Raw genomic sequence first — 24,012 nt, forward strand, 5'->3', positions numbered from 1 at the left:
AATGATTCAAATCAAAAACTAAAATCTCAGTAAGACTAGTACCTATTCTATCTTTAGCCCTCTTGAATGTTTCGAAATGGAATAGGACAAATCAGTTATAGCATTAAGGGTTCAATTAAATCTTGTAATATTGAAATATGTGGCATCAAGATGATTTTGCCCTAAAATAAAGACAAGGAAAGTTAGGTAACAGCAGCATTGCAAATAAATTCAAATGATAAAAGAATTATCTCGATTAATTAACAATTATCCCATTGAATCATCCATAATAATATTTTTTGCGGGTATAATTTCAACATTTCTGCTAGAGAAACTTTTAGAAAAGGTAATTAGCAAGTATAAAACCAATAGGTTAAAGAAAAAGCTACGCAAGAGTTCATTGAAATCCATGAACAATGGTGATGTTTTTGCTTTGGCACATGGAACTCCCTTTTGGAAAGCAGAGGATGTTGAAGTCTTGAACTCAAAGAAGAAATTAATTGTGGTCATTCCAGAAAAGTTTAAAGAGAAATTTCTGAGTAACGACTCAAATTTTAAGTTTAGAGACTCTATCTATTTCGATAGTGAATACTCTATGGAAGATTCAATAAGTGAAATGGGGATACCAGACCTGAGAGAACGAATTGAAAGGCACTCGAATATTGTGGCGGAAGAGCTTCTTAAAAAACAAACTGCAGGGAGATTGGTCTTTAATGGAGAAATGTTAGGTGTATTTGACATTAGGCCGATAAACGTCAATCAAGAAGAATATAGAAAGCTTAAAATAAGGACTTATGAAACAGATTTCTTTACCTATAGAGTTTTTGCCTCTATTTACAGGGAATTGAAAGAACAAGGGCATGCAATATCTCAGGTAACAAAAAGGGAGCAGATTATTAAATATAAACCATTTTTAAGTTCATTCGGCCTATGTACTTTTGTAATGCTTTACAACCAAACTGAAGTAGTTTTGGCTAAACGCTCACTTTACACTACACACAGTGAAAATAAGTGGCACTTTTCCATGAACGAGGCATTTTCTCAAACAGATTTTGATTATAATAAGCAGCCTGATTTGTTTAATTGTCATGTTCGTGGTCTGGAGGAGGAGCTAAACATAAATCCTAAGATTTCTAAAAAGACCATTTATTTTTTCGATGTAATTTTTAGCAGGGAAAAATTTGAGATGGGAATAACCTCTTTAATCTATTTGCCTGATTTTGCTTTTGAAGATTTAGAATTCTTCTATAGTTGTGCTAAGGATGGTGAAGTTGAAACAGATGGTTTGGATATTATTAGGGCTGGGAAAAAGGAGGTTAAACGATTTATGAAGGAAAATGAAATGACCAATGGAGCAAAACTTGCACTTCAATTATTGCTAGCAAGAGTACTTAATGATAAAATGCCTCCCTACAACTAATTCAAAAAACCCTTTGACATGTCTTTTTCCATTTTTTCCTTTTGACTTGGAATACCTTTTAATCTATCTTGTTCATTTGATTTGATTATTCTTGCCAACGCTCTTTTTTCACGGGCAGGATGCAAGTTTGAACCGACCCATCCAACTAAGTGGTCGCCTTTCCAAGCCCCAGTGTAATCTTTTTCTATTTTGTAGGTATCTGGTTCTATGGGTAGATTGTAGTCGATGGTAATATGGTAGAAACTGTCTTTGTATTCCACCGTAACCGATTTTATGAGTTCTTGGAACAAACGGCTTTTTTCGTTCTTGCTAACTACTGTTGGGTCAAACTCCAACGTGGAAAGTGCATTTATGATTTTGGATAGTTCTTCCATATCATGGACAATATCCTTTTCAAGCTTGTTGCGCTCTCTATCTATTCGGTTCTTCTCCTCAAACAGTTCGTCATCGGTCAAGATTCCTTTTGCGCCCTGTCTCCTAATGTTCTTCCATTCCGTTTCAAGTGATGCTATCTTCTTCTCGGTAATCCTGATATTGTTTTCAAGGTTCTCCCTGTTACTGTTATCTGCCAGACTTTCTTCGACCCTGCGGCCTAGGTCACCATGCAGTACGACCATGTGCCATACGAAATCTTCGAGGTGGTTCTGCATTATGGCCTTGTTGCCACATGATTTACCACGGTACTTCATACTGTTGCAACGGTAGTAGACGTATTCTGTCCTATGGGCCTTGTTGCTGTGCTTTCTACCATGAAAGTTCTCTCCACAAACGCCACACTTTACAAGACCAGATAAAAGATAGTCTCTGTTGGCCCGTCCCTTAATGAACACTCCCTTTTCTTCCAGTATCTTTTGTGATTTGTTGAAAACTGATTTGGTAATGATGGGTTCGATAGAGTAGTGGGTGTCCCTGAATTTTCTTTCCCCGATGTAGACACGGTTCTTTAAGATGTACCTTATTGTGGATGGTGTCCATTTATCGGTGCTTTTGGATTGGGTGGGTACTCCTGTATCATTTAACCAGTCACATATTGTTGTGCTTCCAATCCTTTTGTTGTAATCTGAGAATATCCTTTTGACAATCTTGGCGGCTTCCTTGTCCACCACCATATATCCCTTTTCATCGGCCTTATAACCGAATGGACAATTCCCAGATGCTTTACCTTCCCTAAAGTTTTGGGCAACGGCTTTTCTGATTTGTTCGGAAGCGAGACTTGCTTGGTATTTATTGACAAAGCTCATCAGTCCAGAATGGAAGTATTCACCAGACTGGCTAAAGTCAACTTGCTTACCTGCAAACCAAACTTCGATGTTATGTGATTGTACTAGGTCTGTAAAGTCCAGGAATGTCCTTAGCGACCTTTCTATACGGTTTTGATGCCTTGCCCAGACCTTGGTTATCTTACCGCTCCTGATGTCCTTAAAAAGCCTTTCCAGTTCAGGTCGGTCCGATATGTCGGCTTGACCAGAAATGCCCATGCCCTCATTGTAATGTTCGTAGGATAAATCTTGTCTCGATGCAAACTCTTTTCCTTCCCTTAACTGGTTCTCCAAAGAATTGCTCTCATCGTCCTCACGAGACAAACGGGTGTATATGGCAAGCATAAGCTATTGTTTAAGATTCTTGCGTATCTCAACAAAATTATTAATTTTACCCCTTAAAACAAATTGATTGGCTGATTTCACCTTCCCAGGTTTTGGCCAAAACTCCCTTGCGACTGAACTTGATGAGTTCGCCTGAGCGATAGCCTTCACTAAAAGGAACGTAATAGATGAAAGCAAAATAACCTGCTATTCCAAAAACAACAACGGTTATTAAAATGAACAAGAATTTACGCATGCTTTATAATTCAAGTTTGGGTTCTTCGTAATCGTCTTCCTGGGCACGTTTTAGAATAGGCTCTGGAATGGATTTCTTGGCTTTGGCACCCATTTTCTTCAATTTTTCAATGCTGGTGACTATGTTTCCGCGTCCTTCGACCAATTTGTTCATGGCGCCGCGATATTCATTCTTTGCCTCATCCATCTTTTTGCCCACTTTGGTCAAATCAGACACAAAACCTTCAAATTTATCATATAAAGCCCCAGCCTGACGTGCTATCTCAATGGCGTTGCGCTGCTGCTTTTCGTTATTCCACATGGTATCTATGGTCCGCAGTGTGGCAAGTAGGGTAGAGGGAGTAACAATGACAATGTTTTGCTCAAAAGCCTTGTTGTACAGCGATACATCTTCATTTATGGCAATGGCAAAAGCGGGTTCAATGGGAACAAACATTAAAACGAAATCGGGGCTTTCCATTTCATATAAATCCTCATACTTCTTCGCGGAGAGTTGTTCCACATGCTTTCTCAGGGAATTGATATGGTCCTTTAAGAACTTGGGCTTATCCTCTTCATCCGCATTGGTAAAGCGCTCGTAATCCGTTAGCGAAACCTTGGAATCCACTATCATTTTTTTGCCATCGGGCATGTTTATGATGACATCCGGCATCACGCGACTACCATCTTCAAGGGTAAAACTTTGCTGTACACTATATTCACGGTCCTTTTCCAAACCAGATTTTTCCAAAACACGCTCCAACACCAATTCTCCCCAATTTCCTTGCATTTTGCTATCACCTTTTAAGGCTTTGGTCAAATTCTCGGCTTCTTGTGTTATTTTCAGATTTTGATTTTGAAGGTTGAGCAGTTGTTCCTTTAGCGCAGAATGAATGCTAATATTCTCTTTTTGGGATTTTTCAACCTTTTCTTCAAACTCCTTTATTTTTTTGTTCAAAGGGGTAAGAATATTTTCTATGTTCTGTTTGTTGCTTTCCGTGAATTTTTTGGATTTATCTTCTAAAATCTTGTTAGCCAATATTTCAAAATCCTTGGTAAACTTCTCTTGAAGTTTTTCAAGTTCTTCCTTTTGTTCCGAGTGCTTTTGCTGTAAATTTTCTAAATCAGCTTGATAACGCACAATTTGATTGCTTTGTAGTTCCTTTTCGGATTGTAGCTGCCTTCTCCCTTCATCGGAATCCATTAACTTTTGGTTAAGCGTGGAAATATTGTTGTTCAATTGAGATTCCCGTTCTTCCCAAACACTTTCCACAGATTTTGTTTTGAGCTTTTGAACGTACATACCCAAAAGTACACCTCCAATCAAGGCCAATAGTCCAATCAACACAAAAATCAATTCAGTACCCATACAGTATTTTCTACGGATAAAGATAACGGATTCCGAACTTCAGCGAAATGGTATTTCAACTTACTTTTTAACCTTGTAAGTCCCCGTTGTTGCATCAAATTGGACCATGTCCGAAGGAAAAAGCGTATTAAAGTGCTTCTCTTCAATCAATTGACAAGGTTCTCCAAAGGGATTCTGATTTCCATCCAATATCAACATGGAATCACAGGTTTGGATGGCTAAATCAATTTCGTGCGTGGTAAAAAGTATGGTTTTATTTTGCTCGTGAGCCAACTGCTGCAATAATTTTAGGATTTGAACCTTGTGGTGCAGGTCAAGATGCGTGGTGGGCTCGTCCAATAAAATCAAAGGGGTGTCCTGAGCCATGGCTCTCGCTATCAAAACCCTTTGGAACTGTCCATCACTCAATTCATGGCATTTGCGGTAACGTAATTTATCCAGTAAAAAAGTTCTGATGCTTTGTTGAATACGTTTCTTGTCATTTGTACTTAATCGTCCTAACCAATTGGTATGAGGCTGTCTGCCCAATGCTATCAGTTCTTGTACGGTGAGATTTTTTGAGGTGGTCTGCTCCGTAAGCACCATACTACGCTTTTGTGCTAATTGTAGTGTGGATAACGATTCCAGTTTCTGGTTATCAATCTCAATTTCCCCTGATTTTTTGGCTTGAAGCCCTCCCAAAGTACGAAGCAAGGTCGATTTTCCCACACCATTGATGCCGACAATGGCGCATAGGGAACCCTTTTCCAATGAAAACGAAATGTTTTTTGCAATGGTAATTGACGGATAACCAATAGATAGATTATCAACATTCAAAATTTGATTTTTTATCACATCCATTAAAAAATCATTTTTCGTTTACGAATCAATAACCAAATTACAACAGGGGCGCCAACCAAGGTAGTGATGGCATTTATTGGCAAAACGTTGGCCGAGTTGGGCCACTGGGCAATGGTATCGCAAAGCAACATCAAAATAGCTCCATAAAGGAAAACCGCCGGAATCAATATACGATGTTCCATAGTATCGAAAATCTGTCGGGTAAGGTGGGGTACGGCCAGCCCAACAAAAGCGATAGGGCCTGCAAAAGCAGTTATGCCCCCAGCCAACAGGCCTGTTGCCACTATGGCGATAAATCTTGATTTTTTAAGGGAAACACCTAAGCTTTCCGCATAGTTTTCCCCCAATAAAAATGCATTTAAGGCTTTGATGGAAAAAATGCTCAACACCCCTCCCAAAACTACGATTCCGGTCAATAGCCAAACTTGTGATTGAGATAGATTGCCGACACTGCCAAAGGACCAAAAAATAAAACGTTGCAAATTGTCCGCTGTTGAAAAATAGGCCAAAACACTTACAATAGCTGAAGTAATGCTTCCGAACATCAAACCTATGATTAAAAGTGCCATGGTATCCTTCACTCGATTGGCCACCAAAATGACTACCATAAGTACAAGAAAACTTCCCAAACTCGCAGCCACTGCGAGTGAGATATCATTTAGATAAGAGAACGAAGCCCATGCAGAAAGCAACGATGCTCCCATCAACAAGAGGGCTGCTCCCAAACTTGCTCCAGAACTGATGCCCAGAACAAATGGGCCTGCCAAGGGGTTTCTAAAAAGAGTTTGCATCAAAAGACCACTTAACGAAAGCCCACCACCCACTAAAATCGCTGTAAACGACTTTGGAATTCTATAGTCCCAAAGAATGTAATCCCAAGTTGGAACTTCCAATGGTTTTCCTAAAAAGGAAGATAGAATGGCATCAAATGGTATGGAAACTGATCCTGAACTTATGTTCAAGACCCAAGCTACACATAGGGCCAAAGCAACGCATAGAAATGAAATACGATATTTCTGTGAGGGAGACATTTATTGCAAAGGGCTGAAAAAATGAGTTTCGTACCCTTCCATCAGGTCGGGGTGAAGTATTGAAATCAAATCTTTTAAAACCAAGTCAGGTCTTTGAGGAGCCAATTCATAGAATAAAATACCTCCTGTTTCCCCTTTTCTTACCGCATTGGAAAAGACTTTACGATTGATGTAGGCGCCAAATTGAATATAGTGAGGATTTGCATTTTCCAGTTGCTCATAAGCGGTATGCAGTGATGGATTGAACCAAAAATCAGCTTTTTGTCCTTGCGTGAGTACTTCTTCCAAACTTAAACCAATACTGCCGGTATCCTCTGTGTCTTTCCAGAGGTAATTGGCGTTTGCATCTTTTAAAAATTGAGACATCCAGCTATTTCCTCCCGCAACGTACCATACATCTTTATACAACCCTCCGGTTAAGACAGTTGGTTTGTCCAACGCTTGTTGAGCTAGTACCTTGGCCTCCTTATACGATGATTCAATAGTCTTAAAAATACTATCGGCAACTGCTTCTTTTTGATAAAAAGGAGCAAAAAACTTAATCCATTCCGCTTTTCCCAAAGGGGTTTGCTCCGTCCAATCGCCGTTGTACACAATGGGAATGCCAGATAGTTTCAAAGTTTCATAAGCTTTGTTGGTACCGTTAATGCCAAAACCAACTACCACTTCGGGATTTATTTCAAGTGCAATTTCAGTGTTAATATTTTCATTGGTGCCCAATTCCCGAATGGAACCTTCATCAATTCTCTTTCGTGCTTCGGTAGAGGAAATCAAATCGGAGCTGGGGAAACCTACCAACGTGTTCAATGCACCCAGAGACTCAATCGCAGGGATATGTGTGGTTGAAGTCACTATCATCCGGTCGACGGGGGTTGGTACAATAGCATCATACGCATCGCTTGGCAATGTGATGGATGCTAGTTTTTCTCTAGGAACCAAAGCATAACTAAACTCTTCTGAAGCCCCTGGCCATGCTGAAACAACACGGATAACGGTATAGTCTGCATTTTTTTCAATGGAAAAACCTTGTGCGTATTGAATTGAAGGGGTGTCTGGATTTTGTTTAAGAGCTAATTCAGACTTTTTTTCCTTACAGGAAGTAAATAATAGTGTAAAAATCAGAAGGGATACTAAACCGAATGAAGATTTTTTCATCATGCCATCAAAAGTAAGATTATTTAATTTTTGTAAAAAAAGATTAAACAGAATGATTACTTTCGTCGTGAATTTTGGTTCGTACAATGCGTTGTACGATTAAAAGGGAATCTGTTGAAAATCCAGAACTGTTCCCGCAACTGTAAAGTTTATGCCAAACCTATTTTGGCACCTCGTAAGAGGGTGTTGTTTACTTCAATGCCACTGTTCAAACGAATGGGAAGGCCGAATAGCATTGAACAAGTCAGGAGACCTGCCAAATTCAAACAAACAATGTTAAACTTTCGGGATAAAGGTTTACGTATGAAGCACATACTATTCTCCCGTTTATTCACTTAAACGAAATGAAAAAAACACATTTGTGGTGGTGCGCCACACTTTTTGCGGGTCAATTTTTTTATGCCCAAAATGCACAACAAGACTCTGTCTCGGTTCAACAGTTGGATGAGGTAGTGGTCAGCGATTCACGATTTGAACTGAAACGTGAAAATTCAGGTAAGACCGTTATTAGGATTTCTGCAGAGGAATTGGCACGGAATCAGGGAAGGACCGTAGCTCAGGTCATTAATACGAAGAGTGGAATTGAAATTGCGGCCAGTCGTGGTAGGGACGGTGACGTTCTCGGGGTATTTGCTAGAGGTGGTCGAGGTCGTCAGGTATTGGTTATAATCGATGGGGTTCGTGTAACCAATCCTTCTTCTTTTTCCGTTGAGTATGATTTACGGTTTTTATCAACCGCCAATGTGGAATCCATAGAAATAATAAAAGGCGCTGCAAGTACAATATATGGTACCAATGCTGCCACAGCGGTCATCAATATTACCACCAAGAAGAATTCGGAAAACAAAATCGCTGGTAATTTTGAATCGATGGTTGGTACAAACCAAACTTCTGAGGACCAAAACTATAATCTTGCCAACTTTGCCAACAGTGCCAGGGTAAGCGGAACATTGGACAAATTCTCTTATGGTGTAAGTTTCTCCAATCGATATTCCAACGGACTTTCTGCAGCTGTGACACCGGAAAATGAAGAGGATGATTTTTCACAGTATAGTACAGACGTCAACATAGGATATAAGTTTTCAGAGAAATTGGATATTTCGATTTATGGAAACAAGACCGAGTTTAGAAGCGAGTTTGATGCTGACCGTGCTGAAGCCCCGAACCAATTGGAACAAGATCAAGAACGTTTGGGTATTGCATCCACATTTAGTTATGGAAAAGGATCGATACAATTAAACGCCGCATATACCGATTTCGATATTGATACGAGAAACACCTTCGGTGAAACAATCTCCAAAGGGGAAAACTTTGTTTTTGACCTATATAACAAGTACGTTTTCAACGAAAAGTTTTACACTGTTTTAGGCGTAAACTATATAAGAGATGAAGCCTCTTTTAACGATGGAGTCAATTTTACGATAGTGGATCCATATGCGAACTTAGTCTATGTTTATGATTTCGGTTTGAATTTAAATACCGGAATTCGATTAAACAATCATTCAGAATATGGTAATCACGTGGTATATAATGTTAACCCGTCTTATGTTTTTCCAACGGAAAATGGTTATATAAAGTTGTTAGGTACCTATGCTACTTCTTATATCACACCTAATTTGATTCAATTATTTGGAAGTTTTGGGAATGAGGAGTTGGAACCAGAAGAAAATACTACCCTAGAAGGAGGAGTGGAATATTTTGTAAACGACAAACTGCGACTAAGTGCTGTATACTTTGATAGAAATGAAAAGAATCGAATTGGGTTTGATCAAAACTTTGTAAGTATTAATATTTCGGACGAAATTGATGTTAATGGAGCAGAAGTGGAAGTATCGTGGATTCCTATAGAGAAGTTTACCATTGATGCCAATTATACCTTTACGGAGCGCAAGGGGGACAATGCGATTAGAATTCCTAGACACAAAGCGAATTTGACTTTGGGCTATCAACTTTGCGAATCCACAAATGTTTCACTTCAATATGCCTATACTGGAGAACGGATTGATACTGATTTTTCAATTTTTGAAGATGTTGCATTGGATGCATTTTCGTTGGTTAACCTGTATATGGACCACGAGTTAATACCCAATACGCTAAAAGTTTTTTTGAACGCCAATAATATCTTGAATGAAGAGTTTACTGAGGTTATTGGTTTTACAACCAGAGGAAGAAACATAAATGCTGGCTTTAATTTGAGCTTTTAATTATTAAATAGGAGCAATGTTGAAAGTCTGTTCTTTTATGCCTGCAGTTACCCAAATGCTCTATGACATGGGTTTGGAGGACCACCTTTATGGCGTAACATTTGAATGCCCTGAACAGGCTTTGAGAGAAAAAGAGCCTGTAGTACGGTGCATTTTGGAGGGAAAAAACCTTTCCAGTAAAGAAATTGATTCACTTTTTTCCGCAAGTAAGTACCAAGGAATGGACCTCTACTATGTTGATGAACCCGTGTTGGAATGTATAGCACCTGATATCATTTTCACACAAGATATGTGTGATATATGCCAGATTGATACGGCCTGTACCGCGGCAGCAGTGGCCAATCTTAAGAAACAACCTGAACTTATTTCCATAAGCCCAGAATCTTTGGATGATGTCTTCCAATCAGCTGTGACCATTGCAACTGCTTTGGGAAAGGAAGAGCTTGCCTACGATTATCTAAGTGGTTTGCATAGTAGAATTGATACTGTAGTGGATACGATGCGAGCAACGAAAGCATTGCCAAAGCGGGTCATGTTAGTGGAATGGATTGACCCTATTTTCAACTGCGGACATTGGATTCCACATCAGATTGCGTATGCCGGTGGCATAGATATGTTATCCAATCCTTCAGGTGACAGTATGGTGACTTCATGGGAAAAGATTGTGAGATATAATCCCGAAGTCTTGATTGTGGCGCCCTGTGGATTTAAGGTAGATAGAGCCTTGGAGGAGCTTCATATTTTAACCAAGAAAGAAGGTTGGGATGATTTGAAGGCAGTCAAGAATGATTTGGTTTATGTAGTGGACTTCGATATGTTTACCCAATCCTCTGCAGGCACTTTGGTCGATGGAATTGAGGTTTTAGCGGCCCTGTTTCACCCTGAACTAATGGATGTTCCCGATACGTTGTCACATAAATATGTAAAACTCGAAAACCATTTGGTTCAGAAATAAGAATAAAAAAAAGCGACCAATTGGCCGCTTTCTTTATTCTTTTAGGCAAATAGAACTGAATATGAGATGATTTGATTACTAATACACCTTTCTGGTTCCATTTTTACTTTTGATAACATATATAGCTTTGGGCAAATCAGCTATCAATTCGTTTTCCTGTTGTTTGCTAGTAACCGTGGAGGAGGTAACCTTGCTTCCAGACATGTTGTAGATATCAATTTGATATGGTTCTAGTGTTTGATTCAAATCATAAGTGAGTCTGAAGTCATCTTCAATAGGAACAGGGCAAATTATACATCCTCCACCTCCTCCTGAGGTATTATTTCTGAATTCTACCCGAAATGGCCAAGCAAAACCACGAGTCGTATTACCATTAATGGAATAGCGTACGTGGATATAGTATGTTCTGTTGTTTCTTAAAATTAATAGTCCATTGCTTACCCTAAGTCTTATTCTGCTTCTTCTAAAGCTGGATGTGCCTGATGGTTCACGAAATGGTATCGTAATTAAATCCACATTGTTTACTTCGACAGTTGCAATGTCTCCACCATTGCATCCCGAACCCAGTGTAGGACAATCAGATATATATGTGCGGATAGTAGGAGATCTCCAACCCACATTAGTGCCACCTATTACAGATCTTGTATCTATAGTAAAATATTCCGTATCTCTTGCTCCGACATTGCTAACATAAACCGTTGGTTTTTCTCCATTCAAAAGGTTTGAAGTTCTACTTCCACTTGTCATTGTAGCACTAGATAAGCTTACACTAGCTAAGGGTCCAAAGCACCAGTCTTTTACCTTGAGAGTAGACCCTTGGTTATAATTATAAGTGCCGGCAGCATTTAAGTTAATATTGACTCTTACCCTAAAATTAAAATTTGCCTGGGAATCATTCCATCCATTCTCAAAGGAGGTTAAGGTGACATTATATGAACCACCTGTTGCATTGACCGTTTTTAAAGTTCTCCATGAACCGTTGTTCAAGACTTGCAAACTGTAACTGTTTACGTAACGAAACTCTTGTTGGACGGGAAACCATCTAATAGTTAAACTTTGGAGTCCACATTCAGAATCAATAGATGTGGTCTTGCTCTGAACACTGGGTGATGCCCCTGGGAAGGTAAATACATCATCTCTAAAATCACCGAAATCGTCAAATTGGGAATAAGTATTTACGAAAGAAAGTAGTACAGTAATCCTAAACAAGCAAAGTAGTCTTTTTTTCATTTTGGTAAGAATTTTGGGGTTAACAACTATAGTAAAATTATTACAAATATTGAATTTGTCTATGTAATTCCAATTTTTTCGTTGAAATACAGTACTATAATTGTACTCCTGTTTCGGGAAGTATTACAATTATAATCTAACCAAGAGATAAGCTAAGTTCGCTGTATACAGTTAAGATTAAGAATAAAAAAACAATAGGGGCCTTAAAACAGCCATACTGGAGTCACCCTTCAGCAAATGTTTGTAGTTATAACAGAGAATCGAGAAGTTAGTAGAGAATATTTAATAAAAGGATTTAAAAGTTCTACTTTTTTATCAATCCTGTTTAAAATGTATTGGCCTATCCAGAAACATATTATCTTTTAAGTTAGTTTCCAGTCTAGAACTGGTCATCATTAGTGCAGGCATTTTTACATCAAATGTTTTCCTTGCAATTGCACCATTGATTTCCTGAAGGGCTCTTGCCAAAAGGGGTTCGTTAACATCTCCAAGAGTACCTAGATTTAACAAATCCTCTTCTAATTCAATGTTTGGGGCTAAGCCATCAGTATAATCAAAGAAACCAAGTGCATTTTCATTGCGTCCAACCAAGGGTTGAAGTCCCCATTGGCTATCTGGATTGATGAAATTTTCACGGTCAGGATTGTAAATGAATGAACCTTGTGGGTCATCAACCAAGGTTATTGAAAATTCGTTCTTACCTCTTGTAGTTTCTCCAATCTGAATGATTTCCATGTGAGGAGTGAGGCCATTTATGACCAATTCACTAGCTGATGCAGAATCATTGGTGGTCAAAATATAGACTTTACTTAATCCCAAAGAGTTAATGGGAGTTGGATTGCTTTCAGAAATTCTATCGGTAAACCTACTTTCTAGATTTTGAGGTGAAAGTTGAGGTTGGATTTTACTGTTCCAACGTTCTCTCACATATAATTTGTCAGAATCCGTACTATGAACCATACTGGCCAACAATCTTGAAGTGTTCACAGAACCACCTGGATTATATCTCATGTCCAATACTAATTCCGTGGCTCCATCGGCGATAAACTGTCCAAAAACTTCATTGAGCTCTTCATTAAAACTGCTTAAAAACCGGTTGTACATTAAATAAGCCACCTTGGTGCCATTGACATCAAGTGTAGTGGCAACTTGAATGGGGTTTTCTACAAAATTCTCAATTTTCGTAAGGGTAACTTCTTTACCATTTAATGTGAAACCATCATTTTCCAAATCAGCCATACCCAAGGTGTAAGTGACATTTTCGCCAAAAAGTAATTGTCTAAAATTGCTTGCCGTTAATTGGGTGCCATCTACTGTAGTAAAGAATTCACCGCGAGTTATATCTTGGCTCGCTGCGTCAGATTCTGGAATTACATAGTATACAAAGCCAAATAGATTATCAGAATCTGGTGTAATTCGGGAAACTCCAAACTCCAAGCCATTGCTTCTGGAAACTCCCGAAAGACTATTTACTAAATCTTCGTAGTTAGATCTTCTGAAACTAAAACGGTCAATTGCAGCTTGGTCTCCAACAATTTCCACATGTTGATTACAAATCAAAAAGAAAAATCTTCCAGGGTCAGATTCGGAGGACAAGAAAGTTGTATATTCTTGACTGGTAGAAAATCGGTCATCCGCCAAATCGGGAACATCTTCTTGCCAAAAATACCATAGATTCATAGCATTCCACATAAAATTTTGAGCCGGGAAATCAGCTGAGGTGACCGGATTGGGGTTTGGGTTTTCAATTCCATTATCATCATCACTAGAGCATCCTAGTAAAATAAATGCAAAAAGGAAAAGTAGACTAAATATCTTCTTCATAGCTTAAATCTTTTTTAAGAAAGTTCTTCAACAATCGTTCCAGTAAAACAGAAACGGATTATAAATTAGAGGTAGAAGTTTCTATATTCTAGCAATTTATGGCTGAAAATAAATACATAATAGGACATTTCAAATTTTTTGTAACAAATTTCGATATGTGTCGTCGTGATAATGAAGCCTAAAATAAAATAGGCGGATAACTAAACAACCAATGCAACAAAGTGATTTTTTAAATGTGGTAATGCCTTTTAAGGATAAACTGTATCGTTTGGCAAAACGGTTACTGATATCCAAAGAGGAGGCCGAAGATGCCACACAGGAAGTGTTGCTGAAGTTATGGTCAAAAAATGAAAGTATGGCGGACTATAAAAATGTAGAAGCCTTTGCCATGACCATGACCAAGAATTTTTGTCTGGACCGACTGAAATCGAAACAGGCCAGTAACTTGAAGTTGGTGCACAGTAATTATCAAGATGAGAACACTTCTTTACAAAAACAGTTGGAAGCTGAGGATAGTGTACGATGGATGGAGCGAATAATGGATACGCTGCCCGAGCAACAAAAAATGGTATTGCAACTTAGAGATGTAGAGCAATATGAATTTGAAGAGATATGTGAACTATTGGATATGAAACCAACAGCAGTTAGGGTAACATTATCCCGGGCACGAAAAACGGTAAGAGAAGAATTGGCAAAAAAACATAGTTATGGAATTGGATAGAATAGAAAACCTTTTGGAAAAGTATTTTGAGGCTACCACCACAATTGCGGAAGAGAAAATACTTAAGCAATACTTTTCCCAAGAAAATATAGAACCCCATTTGGAACAGCATAGACCAATGTTCAATTATTTTTCCGTTGCTAAGGAAGAACGTTTCACCAAGCAGGTGCCATTAAAACCTAGAAGAAACTATTACAAATGGATGTCCGTTGCTGCGGTGGCAATCCTAACCTTCGGAATTTATTTTGGTAATCAATACCGAGAGCGTAAGCAGGCAGAGATTGCTTACCAAGAAACCAAAAAGGCTTTTGAACTTCTTGCAGAGAACTTTGGTCGTGGCACTGAAAAAGTAGCCTATTTACAAGAGTTTGAAGCCGCTAAACAAAAGATTTACAATAACGATTAAAACAAAAACAATGAAAAGGTATATTTTAATTTTTCTAATTGCTGTACTTCCCTTTGCCGGATTTTCACAGTCCTTATTTGACAAGTTTGAGGATTTGGACGATGTTACATCTGTAGTGGTAAACAAAAGTATGTTCAATTTGTTGGCAAAGATTGATGTGGAAGTGGATGACCAGGAAGCCCAGGACTTTATGGATATTGCCAGTAGCCTAAAGAGTTTAAAGGTTTTTACTACCGATAATGAAAAAATTGGTGCCGACATGAAGGCTTCCGTGAGCAGTTACCTTAAATCCTCTCGCATGGAAGAGTTGATGCGCGTAAAGGATAAAGACGCTAATGTCAAGTTTTATATTAAAGAAGGTAAAGATTCTGACCATGTTAGTGAATTGCTCATGTTCGTTACTGGTCTTAAGGATATGGAAGCAGATGGAAGAAAGTTTGAAACGGTAATTCTTTCTTTGACAGGTGACATTGATTTGAATAAAATCAATTCCCTGACCAAAAAAATGAACCTACCTGAAGAGCTTAACAAGGCAGGTAAAAATGGCAACTAGAATGAAAAAGTGCGTAGTTGGGCTTGTAGTATTGACTCTTCCATTTTTTGGAATTTCACAGTCAGTATTCGATAGATTTGATGATTCAGAGCGAATAGGAACAGTTTCCATAAGTAAAGGGATGCTTACCTTAATTGCTGAAATGATGCAAGAACATGGAGATGAGGAAAGTCAGGATTTTGTGGATATTGCTAAAAATGTGAATGGTATAAAAGTATATATGTCCGATGATGAAGGTGCCTCTGCAGATATGCAGGCAACAATGAAGCAATATGTGAAAAAATCACGGTTGGAAGAATTGATGAAAATAAAAGATGGGGATACGAACCTCAGATTTTATATCAAAAATGGAAAAGATGAAAATCATGTTGAGGAATTACTGATGTTCGCAACAGGACTTGATGAAAAGGACAAAAAACATGATGTTGAAACCGTACTTTTGACCATGAGCGGGGATATTGATTTGACCAAGGTGGGTTCCCTCACAGAGAAAATGAATCTACCTAAACATCTGAACAAGGCAAAAAAGAATTAAGAAAAGAATAAATAATGTAACAAAATCTTCGACAGGTCAACATATTTATGTTGACCTATTGGAGTATCATCAATCAATCAAAAACAGGTAACAATGAAGTATGTAGTAAAAACATTTTTTCTAACGGGAGCCATTCTTTTGGCCTCCTGTTCCTCTCAACAGAGTCTTCAAGAGTATTATGTGGACAATTCCGAAAACCCCAACTTTATTGCTTTGGATGTTCCGGCGAGTATACTTAAATTAAATGAGGAAAGCCTTTCATCGTCCCAGAAAGAAGCAGTGGAATCCTTGCGAAAGTTCAATATGTTGGCTTTCAAGAAGACATCGGAGAATGTGGCCGAGTATCGCGCAGAAAAGGCGAAGGTGAAAGAAATTCTTAAGGATGAGGAATTTGTGGAACTAATGAAAATCAATTCGCAGTACGGTAGGGGAGTCATTAAATACTTAGGTGATGAAGATGCCATTGACGAAGTTATCATTTACGGTGATAGCAAAGACATGGGCTTTGCCTTGGTGCGGGTTTTAGGAAAGGATATGAACCCGGCCCATATCATTCAGCTCATGCAAGCCCTGCAGAAATCTGATTATGATGGAGCAGCCTTGGGAGAAATCGGGAAATTCCTAAAAGGATAATTCTCCGTCAAAAGAAATAAAATAAACGCACTGTTTTTGCAGTGCGTTTTTTCTTTTTAATAAAGTGCGGAATCAGAATTTTTGTGACCTTCTTGCTACCTTAGTGTCTCATACATAAGCACTAACAAAAACGGAGTACTATGGAAAAAGCACAAGAATGGATAAGTTACGGAATTGAGTTGGCCAAAGAATACGGTCTAAAATTGATTGCCGCCATCCTCATTTATATTATTGGTTCCTGGGTCATCAAAAAAATTATTGGTGCCACAGGAAAGGTAATGTCTAAAAGCAAATACGATGAATCCTTGCAGAGGTTTCTGCTCAACCTAATCTCATGGGGACTTAAGGTATTCTTGATCATTATCGTAATTTCCCAACTTGGCGTGGATGTGACCACCTTTGCTGCGGTCATCGCAGCTGCAGGTTTAGCCGTTGGTTTAGCTTTGCAGGGGTCCCTGTCCAATTTTGCTGGAGGGGTATTGCTTATGATTTTCAAACCCTACCGTATAGGAGACTTGATTGAAGCACAGGGTGTTTTGGGTGTTGTCAAGGAAATTGAAATTTTCACCACCAAACTCACTACTCCTGAGAATAAATTAGCCATTGTACCCAATGGCGCCATGGCGAATGGAAATATCATCAATTATTCAGCCGAGGGCAAGATACGCGTGGATACCGTGATTGGTGTAGGTTATGGAGAGGATATCAAAAAGACCAAAGAAGTTCTGCTAAATGTATTGACTTCCAATTCCAAGGTATTACAAGACCCAGCTCCTTCTGTAAATGTAATGGAGCTTGCGGACAGCTCTGTAAATTTTGCGGTGCGACCCTTTTGCAAGCCTGAAGATTATTGGGATGTGTATTTTGGAACCTACGAAAACTGTAAGTTGGCTTTAGATGCCGCGGGTATCGAAATTCCATATCCACATCAGGTGGAGATTCACAAAGAATCATAGGTAGCTTAGTATTTATTTTTGATTTCGGGAAGACTTTGGGACTGTAACAATCCTATTTTTTATTTGTCTATTGATAAACCTAAAAATAAACAAATGAAAATAACCCCTGTGGCTTTAATGGCTGTGGTTTTCTTTGTTTTGGCAGCCAAACCGAAGGAAAAACTATTCCATATTGGGCAAAAATCAGTCACTTATGTCGACGAGACTAGAAATCGACCTTTGCTTACTGAAATTTGGTATCCGACTTTGGAACGCCCGACTGAGACAGTGCCCAAAGGAAATCAAAAGGAACTCTTTAAAACGATACAGACCGTTCGGGATGCTTCAACTGCGGATGGAAAATTTCCATTGTTGTTGGTCTCCCATGGAACAGGAGGGAATCGATTTTCATTGACATGGTTTGTTGAAAAAATGGTAAAAGAAGGCTACATCGTTGTCTCTTTGGACCATTATGGGAATTCTACCTTTAATAAAATACCCAGAGAATTTGTGAAATGGTGGGAAAGAGCCATTGATGTTCAGTATGTGCTTACCCAAATTCTTAAGGACAAAGAAATAGGGGCAAAGGTCGATACTTCTAAAATAGGGGGCGTAGGTTTTTCTTTAGGAGGTTATACGAATATCGCTTTAGCAGGCGGATACGTGGATAGAACCATACGAGAAAACCAAAGTTCTGAGGATAGGCAAATGCCTCCCGAATTTCCTGAAACTGATGAAATCATAGATTTCGAAAAAGATAGTCTTATTGTTTCGTCTTATAAGAAGTATAAAGATAAGGTTAAGGATGGTCGGATAAAGGCATTCTTTGTAATGGCCCCAGCCGTTGGGTTTGGATTTTATTCCAAAAACCAAACAGAGAAAATCACAGCGCCACTTTATATTGTAGCAGGTAAAGGGGATAGGAACACCCCCATTAGGAGTAATGCACTTAACTATCATAATTTAATTGCAAGCAGCAAACTCCATTTATACGATGAAAATGTAGGTCATTACGTGTTCTTAAATGAACCTACAGAATTTGGTAAACAAGTGGCGCCAGCTATTACCATGGACCATCCTGAGGTTGACCGAAGGGAAATACACGAAAAAACATTGGAATTAGCACTTGCGTTTTTTGAGGAGTATCTTTAAGAATTCGTTTCATTCATGGATTGGAAGGAAGTATTCATCCATTACGGTTGGCTTCTTAATCTTAAAACCTATAACTTCACTTATTAGTGGATGTCATTGATTCATTTGAACGAATCTTATCTTAATGGCGTTACCTCTAAACTGAGTTAACAACAAAAATCTTGAAAGAATTACTAAAACATTTACGAGAATATATTTCAGTATCTGAAAAAGAGTTTCAGCAAATCGAAACGTATTTTGAATGCTTTGAAGTCAAAAAAAAGCAGAATCTAAATTCCTTTAAAAATATTTCCAACTACAACTTTTTTGTAGTCCAAGGGTGCTTACATATGTATTTTATAAATGAAAAAGGAGAAAATCAATCTGTTCAATTTGCTATTGAAAATTGGTGGATTACAGACTTATTAAGTTTACATCGTAATAAAGAAAGCGTATTCTATATTCAGGCTGTAGAGAATTGTAGAATATTATCGATTTCAAAAAAAAATCAAGAAAAATTATTGGCTGAGTTTCCCAAAGTAGAACGTTATTTCAGGATTATTTATCAAATTGCTCTTGGCGCTTCGTTATATCGAATCAAATTTTTGTACCAAGCGTCCAAAGCGGAACGTTATTTTCATTTTATAAAACATCACCCTGAATTTGCACAACGAATTCCACAATATCTTATAGCATCATTTCTTGGTTTAACACCCGAGTATGTTAGTGAAATTCGAACAAAAGCTTTTCTTAAACAGGTTTAAGAAGATTAACCTTTCCTATAGTGACCTTTGTTCAAATTAAAATTTATACCAAAATGGAACAAAGAGTTAATATTTATCAATCTGAACCTAAAGCATACGATGGAATGTTTGCTTTAGAACAGTTTCTCAACGATTCACCTTTAAGCAAACAACAAATTTCATTGATTAAAATGCGTGCTTCCCAAATTAATGGTTGTGCTTATTGCATTAATATGCATACCGAAGAAGCTATTAAGGCTGGCGAAACGCATCAACGCTTACATATGCTCAATGCTTGGAAAGAATCGAACCTGTTTTCGGACGAGGAAAAAGTCTTACTCAAAATCACAGAAGAAATTACATTGATTAATCAGAATGGGTTAACTGATAAAACATACCAACGCGCTCAACATTTGTTTACTGATCAGACCCTAATTGCAATTATTATGGCTACAACTACTATAAATGCCTGGAACAGAATAGCTATAAGTACAAGGATGCAATAGATAGTAGAAAATGAGTAATGTCAGCATGTAAGAATGTATCTGAAAAATAACTCGCTAAGTGCAAAACGTTGAGTCTTGCACTTTAGTTTTAATAATGTAAATCCAGTAAACTGACACGCTATTTTTCCTATCCAAACCAATAAGTGGAATCTATCCAAGAAACTGTTGCAATTTGTATCGAACATCAAACCAATCAAACCCCGGTGTAATTCGCTGGGGTTATTTTTTTTAACTCTTCTTTTACGTCAACCGAGACTTGAAGAGTTTCAATAAAATCAGCTATGGTTTTTTGTGTGATTTTTTCGTTCGTTCGTGTCAAACCCTTTAATGCTTCATACGGATTGGGGTACCCTTCCCTTCTTAGTATGGTCTGAATGGCCTCTGCTACCACCGCCCAATTATCTTCCAAATCTTGTTCGAACTTCTCAGCGTTGAGCACCAATTTATTAAGTCCTTTTAAAGTGGATTGAAACCCTACCATGGTATGGGCAAATGGAACACCTACATTTCGTAGAACGGTGCTATCCGTTAGGTCACGCTGTAGCCGGGAAATAGGTAGTTTTGCTGATAAATGCTCAAAAACAGCATTGGCCAAGCCCAAATTTCCTTCCGAATTCTCGAAATCTATGGGGTTTACCTTATGCGGCATGGCCGAAGAACCAATTTCCCCTTTTTTGATTTTCTGCTTGAAATAATCCATGGAAATATATGTCCAGATATCTCGATTTAAATCAATCAAAATCGTGTTAATGCGTTTTAACCCATCAAATAGGGCGGCCATATGATCATAATGCTCTATTTGCGTGGTTGGGAATGAGTGATGCAGCGCCAATTTTTCTTGAACAAATTGCTTGCCAAAAGCTTTCCAGTCTATTTCTGGATAGGCTACTTTATGGGCATTGTAATTCCCTGTAGCACCACCAAATTTTGCGGCACTGGGAATATCATTCAATAAATTGAGTTGTTCTTTCAGCCGTTCTACAAAAACATCAATTTCTTTTCCCAAACGAGTAGGGGAGGCGGGCTGCCCGTGGGTCCGGGCGAGCATAGGTATATCGGCCCATTCGGATGCCAGAACCTTCAGTTTTTCAAAAACCTTAAAGTACAAAGGGACATACACCTCATTCATGGCTTCCTTAATGGAGAGGGGAATGGCGGTGTTATTAATGTCCTGAGAGGTAAGGCCAAAGTGAATGAATTCCTTGTATTTTTCTAGCTCAAGCGTATCAAACTTTTGTTTGATAAAGTATTCAACCGCTTTTACATCGTGATTGGTGGTTTTTTCAATCTCTTTGATGGCTGATGCGTCCTCGTCGCTGAAGTTCAGATAAATTCCTTTTAGATCCTCGAATTTTGAGATTTCAAAATCCGCAAGTTGTGGCAAAGGGATTTCGCAAAGCGCAATGAAATATTCAATTTCAACAAGAACACGGTACTTTATCAAAGCCTTCTCGGAAAAAAACTTTTGAAGGGTTTCTGTTTTATTCTGATACCGGCCATCTATGGGGGAGATGGCGTTAAGGGAAGACAAGGACATTTGGCTCTGGTTTTAAAGCGGCAAATATACTCAAACTTAAATAGTTTAGTATCCCAGGGCCACTAGCTTATCCAATGTTTTTGCGGCGCGATTCTTATAACCCGAAGTACCTTTTGCTATGGTCTCTTCCAAAACGAGCTTCAATTCGGGATGCACCCAATCAAATTGCATTCCTAAATAATATAAACTGGTCATGGAGAATACTTTTGCCGCAATTTTGTGTTGTCCAATAAGCCAATCAAAACAAGCGGTCATAATTCGCTCTAATTGGTTGAGTTTGATGTTTTCGATAAAGGTTTTATCCTTTTTCTTGAAATAGGCTTCGGTTACCATCTGGCAAATATGTGCCATGGGGCGTATACAGGATTCCGATTTCATTTCGGCTAATCCTAAAGTGAATTCTTCAAAATATGGGAGTAGGTAAACCAATCTTTTTCTAAGAAGATGGTCAAAGACCCAACTAGCGTTGAATTCATCGATTTTGTCTTCTTCAAATACCTTGGACATTAAAGGTAGAGTAAGCCCTGGATGTTTTTCAAGCTCACGGACCAAACTATCAATTTTCACTTTTGATAGTCTACCCGAATTTAATATGGAGTACAATTGTTGTTCAGTCACAAAACCCTATTTTTACCAAAACACCTAAGCTCATGAAAATAGCAAAAAAAATAGGAATTTTTCTGTTGATTGTTTTTGTTGGAATGCAGTTTTACCGACCGGAGAAAAACCTTGCAGAAAACGATTATGTGACTGCCTTTGTTCAGGAGACGAAACCAAGTCAAGAAGTTCAAAAAATCCTTGAAAACGCCTGCTATGATTGCCATAGTGCCAATACCAGATATCCGTGGTATAGTAATATTGCTCCAATCTCCTACTGGATGAACGGACATATTGAGGAGGGTAAGGAACACCTTGATTTTTCGGAGTGGCCTAACCTTACAGCAAAAAAGAAAGACCACAAGTTGGATGAATTTATAGAATATGTTGAAAATGGTGAAATGCCACTTAAGGAATACACTTGGACACATAAGGATGCAAGACTTACTGAAGACCAAATAAAGGCATTAATGGATTGGGCAACCGAAGCTAGGACACGTTACCAAGTAGCTCAGATACCAAACTAGGTACACCCTCAACAGCGGTTTTGGAAAGAATGGTCAGGTTGTTAAAATCCGAAGGATTAACATTCGGTTTTGGGTCTACGAAGTAAATAGGAGTTCCCGAACTCGCATAATGAATTAAACTAGCCGCTGGATATACCTGCATTGAGGTCCCAATAATAATCAAAATATTAGCTTGTTGGGTAATATAGGCAGCTGTCTCCAACATGGGAACCATCTCACCGAACCATACAATATGGGGCCGGAGTTGATGACCATCTTCGTCCAAATCACCCAATACCAAGTCTTTTTTCCATTCCATAATATGGTTCTCATTTGCCATGCTGCGTACCTTGAACAGTTCCCCATGCAAGTGAACCACATGCTTGCTACCCGCTTGTTCATGCAGATTATCCACATTTTGGGTAACAATGCTTACATCATACTTGGCTTCCAGTTCAACCAAGGCTTTATGTCCTTCATTGGGATTTACCTGAAGCAATTGACGTCGTCGCTGGTTATAAAACTCCAGTACCAACTCTGGGTTCCGTGCAAAACCCTGTGGAGAAGCTACCTCCATAACATCATGTCCCTCCCAAAGGCCATTGGCATCACGGAAGGTTTTTAAACCACTTTCGGCACTCATCCCAGCACCCGTAAGGACCACTATTTTCTGTTTTTCCAGCATATTACCCTAAAAGTAACAAATTCATTTTTTGCTAACTTGTTCCTTATGTTCAAGGATGATTTATTGGTCTATTTGGAGCGCTTTTTGACCGAAGGGCGGAAGAAACGTTTTTTGGAAGTACTCGCACGGCGTACCCGTTTTTTGACAGTAGCCATTGAGGATGTCTACCAATTGCACAATACCAGTGCAGTAATCCGCAGTTGTGATGCCTTTGGCATTCAAGATGTGCATGTAGTGGAAGATCGTTTTGGAAAACGTTTGGACAAGAACATTGCCATGGGGGCGGAACAATGGGTAGATGTCCATCGATATGATACAACCACGGAGTGTATAGATTCGTTAAAGGAAATGGGATATAAAATAATAGGCACCACACCACATAATGATTCGAATTATTTGAGGGATTTTAGGTTGGACTCAAAAACAGCCCTTTTTTTTGGGACAGAGAAAGAAGGTTTGAGTGAAGAGGTAATGCAATTGGCGGATGGGTTCCTTAAAATCCCCATGGTCGGTTTTTCGGAAAGTTTGAACATTTCCGTTTCTGCTGCCATTATCATCCAGGAGCTGTCCCAACAGCTGAGGGGCTCACAGTTGCCCTGGCAACTGTCTCCCATAGAAATTTTGGAAAAACGATTGGATTGGACCAAAAAGTCCATTAAGGATGTGGAAGGGATTATCAGCAGATACCTCACTGAATGAT

At 38.7% G+C, this 24,012-nt stretch carries 24 protein-coding genes, 1 pseudogene and 1 riboswitch; of the genes and pseudogenes, 14 read left to right on the forward strand and 11 right to left on the reverse strand.

Annotated elements, in window-relative coordinates; translation table 11 throughout:
- Positions 1-214 precede the first annotated feature (214 nt).
- Positions 215-1,399: a hypothetical protein gene (locus CLV81_RS13850; protein ID WP_106145695.1), complete on the forward strand. Its 1,185-nt coding sequence runs from the start codon at positions 215-217 to the stop codon at positions 1,397-1,399.
- On the opposite strand, the gene CLV81_RS13855 is transcribed toward CLV81_RS13850, so the two are convergent.
- The 6 genes and pseudogenes from CLV81_RS13855 to CLV81_RS13880 all read right to left on the reverse strand — a co-directional run bounded on the left by CLV81_RS13855 (position 1,396) and on the right by CLV81_RS13880 (position 7,614).
- On the reverse strand, positions 1,396-3,003 hold the full coding sequence (locus CLV81_RS13855; RefSeq protein WP_106145696.1) for a recombinase family protein: 1,608 nt from the start codon (positions 3,001-3,003) through the stop codon (positions 1,396-1,398). The two genes, CLV81_RS13850 and CLV81_RS13855, sit on opposite strands and share 4 nt — an antisense overlap.
- A 61-nt stretch (positions 3,004-3,064) precedes the next feature.
- A pseudogene (locus tag CLV81_RS13860) lies at positions 3,065-3,238 on the reverse strand (6-phosphogluconate dehydrogenase); the annotation flags it as partial.
- Between the two features lie 3 nt (positions 3,239-3,241).
- Positions 3,242-4,585 (reverse strand): DNA recombination protein RmuC, encoded by a 1,344-nt coding sequence (locus CLV81_RS13865; protein WP_106145697.1) that lies wholly within the window; start codon positions 4,583-4,585, stop codon positions 3,242-3,244.
- A gap of 60 nt (positions 4,586-4,645) precedes the next feature.
- The gene (locus CLV81_RS13870) at positions 4,646-5,425 is read right to left on the reverse strand and encodes an ABC transporter ATP-binding protein (protein WP_106145698.1); all 780 of its coding nucleotides are present in this window, start codon (positions 5,423-5,425) and stop codon (positions 4,646-4,648) included.
- Positions 5,425-6,456: a FecCD family ABC transporter permease gene (locus CLV81_RS13875; protein WP_106145699.1), complete on the reverse strand. Its 1,032-nt coding sequence runs from the start codon at positions 6,454-6,456 to the stop codon at positions 5,425-5,427. Before CLV81_RS13875 ends, CLV81_RS13870 begins: the two co-directional genes overlap by 1 nt.
- Positions 6,457-7,614, reverse strand: coding sequence for an ABC transporter substrate-binding protein (locus CLV81_RS13880; protein ID WP_245912023.1), 1,158 nt, complete (start codon positions 7,612-7,614; stop codon positions 6,457-6,459).
- 55 nt (positions 7,615-7,669) lie between these two features.
- A riboswitch (cobalamin riboswitch) is annotated at positions 7,670-7,886 on the forward strand.
- A gap of 69 nt (positions 7,887-7,955) precedes the next feature.
- On the opposite strand from CLV81_RS13880, the gene CLV81_RS13885 reads away from it, so the two are divergent.
- The gene (locus CLV81_RS13885; protein WP_106145700.1) at positions 7,956-9,815 is read left to right on the forward strand and encodes a TonB-dependent receptor plug domain-containing protein; all 1,860 of its coding nucleotides are present in this window, start codon (positions 7,956-7,958) and stop codon (positions 9,813-9,815) included.
- A 16-nt stretch (positions 9,816-9,831) separates the two neighbouring features.
- Positions 9,832-10,770, forward strand: a complete 939-nt coding sequence (locus CLV81_RS13890) for an ABC transporter substrate-binding protein (protein WP_106145701.1) — start codon at positions 9,832-9,834, stop codon at positions 10,768-10,770.
- A 78-nt stretch (positions 10,771-10,848) separates the two neighbouring features.
- On the opposite strand, the gene CLV81_RS13895 is transcribed toward CLV81_RS13890, so the two are convergent.
- Positions 10,849-12,000 (reverse strand): T9SS type A sorting domain-containing protein, encoded by a 1,152-nt coding sequence (locus CLV81_RS13895; RefSeq protein ID WP_106145702.1) that lies wholly within the window; start codon positions 11,998-12,000, stop codon positions 10,849-10,851.
- 315 nt (positions 12,001-12,315) lie between these two features.
- Positions 12,316-13,824: a S41 family peptidase gene (locus CLV81_RS13900; RefSeq protein WP_106145703.1), complete on the reverse strand. Its 1,509-nt coding sequence runs from the start codon at positions 13,822-13,824 to the stop codon at positions 12,316-12,318.
- Between the two features lie 211 nt (positions 13,825-14,035).
- On the opposite strand from CLV81_RS13900, the gene CLV81_RS13905 reads away from it, so the two are divergent.
- From CLV81_RS13905 to CLV81_RS13945, 9 genes are all read left to right on the forward strand, one after another.
- Positions 14,036-14,545 (forward strand): RNA polymerase sigma factor, encoded by a 510-nt coding sequence (locus CLV81_RS13905; protein WP_106145704.1) that lies wholly within the window; start codon positions 14,036-14,038, stop codon positions 14,543-14,545.
- The gene (locus CLV81_RS13910) at positions 14,532-14,951 is read left to right on the forward strand and encodes a hypothetical protein (RefSeq protein WP_106145705.1); all 420 of its coding nucleotides are present in this window, start codon (positions 14,532-14,534) and stop codon (positions 14,949-14,951) included. Before CLV81_RS13905 ends, CLV81_RS13910 begins: the two co-directional genes overlap by 14 nt.
- Before the next feature lie 10 nt (positions 14,952-14,961).
- Positions 14,962-15,504 (forward strand): DUF4252 domain-containing protein, encoded by a 543-nt coding sequence (locus CLV81_RS13915; protein WP_106145706.1) that lies wholly within the window; start codon positions 14,962-14,964, stop codon positions 15,502-15,504.
- A gap of 1 nt (position 15,505) precedes the next feature.
- Complete coding sequence (locus CLV81_RS13920) at positions 15,506-16,039, forward strand: DUF4252 domain-containing protein (RefSeq protein ID WP_106145707.1); 534 nt, start codon at positions 15,506-15,508, stop codon at positions 16,037-16,039.
- Positions 16,040-16,132: 93 nt separating this feature from the next.
- Positions 16,133-16,672, forward strand: a complete 540-nt coding sequence (locus CLV81_RS13925) for a DUF4252 domain-containing protein (RefSeq protein WP_106145708.1) — start codon at positions 16,133-16,135, stop codon at positions 16,670-16,672.
- A 140-nt stretch (positions 16,673-16,812) separates the two neighbouring features.
- Positions 16,813-17,628: a mechanosensitive ion channel family protein gene (locus CLV81_RS13930; RefSeq protein WP_106145709.1), complete on the forward strand. Its 816-nt coding sequence runs from the start codon at positions 16,813-16,815 to the stop codon at positions 17,626-17,628.
- Between the two features lie 93 nt (positions 17,629-17,721).
- Complete coding sequence (locus tag CLV81_RS13935; RefSeq protein ID WP_106145710.1) at positions 17,722-18,759, forward strand: alpha/beta hydrolase family protein; 1,038 nt, start codon at positions 17,722-17,724, stop codon at positions 18,757-18,759.
- 161 nt (positions 18,760-18,920) lie between these two features.
- The gene (locus tag CLV81_RS13940) at positions 18,921-19,502 is read left to right on the forward strand and encodes a Crp/Fnr family transcriptional regulator (RefSeq protein ID WP_106145711.1); all 582 of its coding nucleotides are present in this window, start codon (positions 18,921-18,923) and stop codon (positions 19,500-19,502) included.
- Between the two features lie 53 nt (positions 19,503-19,555).
- Positions 19,556-19,987, forward strand: coding sequence for a carboxymuconolactone decarboxylase family protein (locus tag CLV81_RS13945; protein ID WP_106145712.1), 432 nt, complete (start codon positions 19,556-19,558; stop codon positions 19,985-19,987).
- Between the two features lie 193 nt (positions 19,988-20,180).
- Here the strand turns inward: CLV81_RS13945 and purB are convergent, their stop codons facing one another.
- Both purB and CLV81_RS13955 read right to left on the reverse strand, forming a co-directional pair.
- The gene (gene purB / locus CLV81_RS13950; RefSeq protein WP_106145713.1) at positions 20,181-21,524 is read right to left on the reverse strand and encodes an adenylosuccinate lyase; all 1,344 of its coding nucleotides are present in this window, start codon (positions 21,522-21,524) and stop codon (positions 20,181-20,183) included.
- Positions 21,525-21,569: 45 nt separating this feature from the next.
- Positions 21,570-22,142 (reverse strand): adenylosuccinate lyase, encoded by a 573-nt coding sequence (locus CLV81_RS13955; RefSeq protein WP_106145714.1) that lies wholly within the window; start codon positions 22,140-22,142, stop codon positions 21,570-21,572.
- Between the two features lie 32 nt (positions 22,143-22,174).
- Here CLV81_RS13955 and CLV81_RS13960 point away from each other — a divergent pair, with 32 nt between their 5' ends.
- Positions 22,175-22,648, forward strand: coding sequence for a heme-binding domain-containing protein (locus CLV81_RS13960; protein ID WP_106145715.1), 474 nt, complete (start codon positions 22,175-22,177; stop codon positions 22,646-22,648).
- Here the strand turns inward: CLV81_RS13960 and CLV81_RS13965 are convergent.
- On the reverse strand, positions 22,611-23,312 hold the full coding sequence (locus CLV81_RS13965) for an SIR2 family NAD-dependent protein deacylase (RefSeq protein WP_106145716.1): 702 nt from the start codon (positions 23,310-23,312) through the stop codon (positions 22,611-22,613). The genes CLV81_RS13960 and CLV81_RS13965 overlap by 38 nt on opposite strands.
- A gap of 45 nt (positions 23,313-23,357) precedes the next feature.
- Here CLV81_RS13965 and CLV81_RS13970 point away from each other — a divergent pair, with 45 nt between their 5' ends.
- On the forward strand, positions 23,358-24,011 hold the full coding sequence (locus CLV81_RS13970) for a TrmH family RNA methyltransferase (RefSeq protein WP_106145717.1): 654 nt from the start codon (positions 23,358-23,360) through the stop codon (positions 24,009-24,011).
- Position 24,012 lies beyond the last annotated feature (1 nt).

This window comes from Flagellimonas meridianipacifica, assembly GCF_003001695.1.
GTDB classification, from domain to species: Bacteria; Bacteroidota; Bacteroidia; order Flavobacteriales; family Flavobacteriaceae; genus Flagellimonas; species Flagellimonas meridianipacifica.

Coding starts and splice junctions, on each gene's coding strand:
- CLV81_RS13900 (WP_106145703.1), bottom strand. CDS start 13,824: ATGAAGAAGATATTTAGTCTACTTTTCCTTTTTGCATTTATTTTACTA.
- CLV81_RS13905 (WP_106145704.1), top strand. CDS start 14,036: ATGCAACAAAGTGATTTTTTAAATGTGGTAATGCCTTTTAAGGATAAA.
- CLV81_RS13870 (WP_106145698.1), bottom strand. CDS start 5,425: ATGGATGTGATAAAAAATCAAATTTTGAATGTTGATAATCTATCTATT.
- CLV81_RS13880 (WP_245912023.1), bottom strand. CDS start 7,614: ATGATGAAAAAATCTTCATTCGGTTTAGTATCCCTTCTGATTTTTACA.
- purB (WP_106145713.1), bottom strand. CDS start 21,524: ATGTCCTTGTCTTCCCTTAACGCCATCTCCCCCATAGATGGCCGGTAT.
- CLV81_RS13915 (WP_106145706.1), top strand. CDS start 14,962: ATGAAAAGGTATATTTTAATTTTTCTAATTGCTGTACTTCCCTTTGCC.
- CLV81_RS13965 (WP_106145716.1), bottom strand. CDS start 23,312: ATGCTGGAAAAACAGAAAATAGTGGTCCTTACGGGTGCTGGGATGAGT.
- CLV81_RS13925 (WP_106145708.1), top strand. CDS start 16,133: ATGAAGTATGTAGTAAAAACATTTTTTCTAACGGGAGCCATTCTTTTG.
- CLV81_RS13890 (WP_106145701.1), top strand. CDS start 9,832: ATGTTGAAAGTCTGTTCTTTTATGCCTGCAGTTACCCAAATGCTCTAT.
- CLV81_RS13930 (WP_106145709.1), top strand. CDS start 16,813: ATGGAAAAAGCACAAGAATGGATAAGTTACGGAATTGAGTTGGCCAAA.
- CLV81_RS13895 (WP_106145702.1), bottom strand. CDS start 12,000: ATGAAAAAAAGACTACTTTGCTTGTTTAGGATTACTGTACTACTTTCT.
- CLV81_RS13960 (WP_106145715.1), top strand. CDS start 22,175: ATGAAAATAGCAAAAAAAATAGGAATTTTTCTGTTGATTGTTTTTGTT.
- CLV81_RS13970 (WP_106145717.1), top strand. CDS start 23,358: ATGTTCAAGGATGATTTATTGGTCTATTTGGAGCGCTTTTTGACCGAA.
- CLV81_RS13945 (WP_106145712.1), top strand. CDS start 19,556: ATGGAACAAAGAGTTAATATTTATCAATCTGAACCTAAAGCATACGAT.
- CLV81_RS13875 (WP_106145699.1), bottom strand. CDS start 6,456: ATGTCTCCCTCACAGAAATATCGTATTTCATTTCTATGCGTTGCTTTG.
- CLV81_RS13920 (WP_106145707.1), top strand. CDS start 15,506: ATGAAAAAGTGCGTAGTTGGGCTTGTAGTATTGACTCTTCCATTTTTT.
- CLV81_RS13885 (WP_106145700.1), top strand. CDS start 7,956: ATGAAAAAAACACATTTGTGGTGGTGCGCCACACTTTTTGCGGGTCAA.
- CLV81_RS13935 (WP_106145710.1), top strand. CDS start 17,722: ATGAAAATAACCCCTGTGGCTTTAATGGCTGTGGTTTTCTTTGTTTTG.
- CLV81_RS13855 (WP_106145696.1), bottom strand. CDS start 3,003: ATGCTTGCCATATACACCCGTTTGTCTCGTGAGGACGATGAGAGCAAT.
- CLV81_RS13850 (WP_106145695.1), top strand. CDS start 215: ATGATAAAAGAATTATCTCGATTAATTAACAATTATCCCATTGAATCA.
- CLV81_RS13865 (WP_106145697.1), bottom strand. CDS start 4,585: ATGGGTACTGAATTGATTTTTGTGTTGATTGGACTATTGGCCTTGATT.
- CLV81_RS13910 (WP_106145705.1), top strand. CDS start 14,532: ATGGAATTGGATAGAATAGAAAACCTTTTGGAAAAGTATTTTGAGGCT.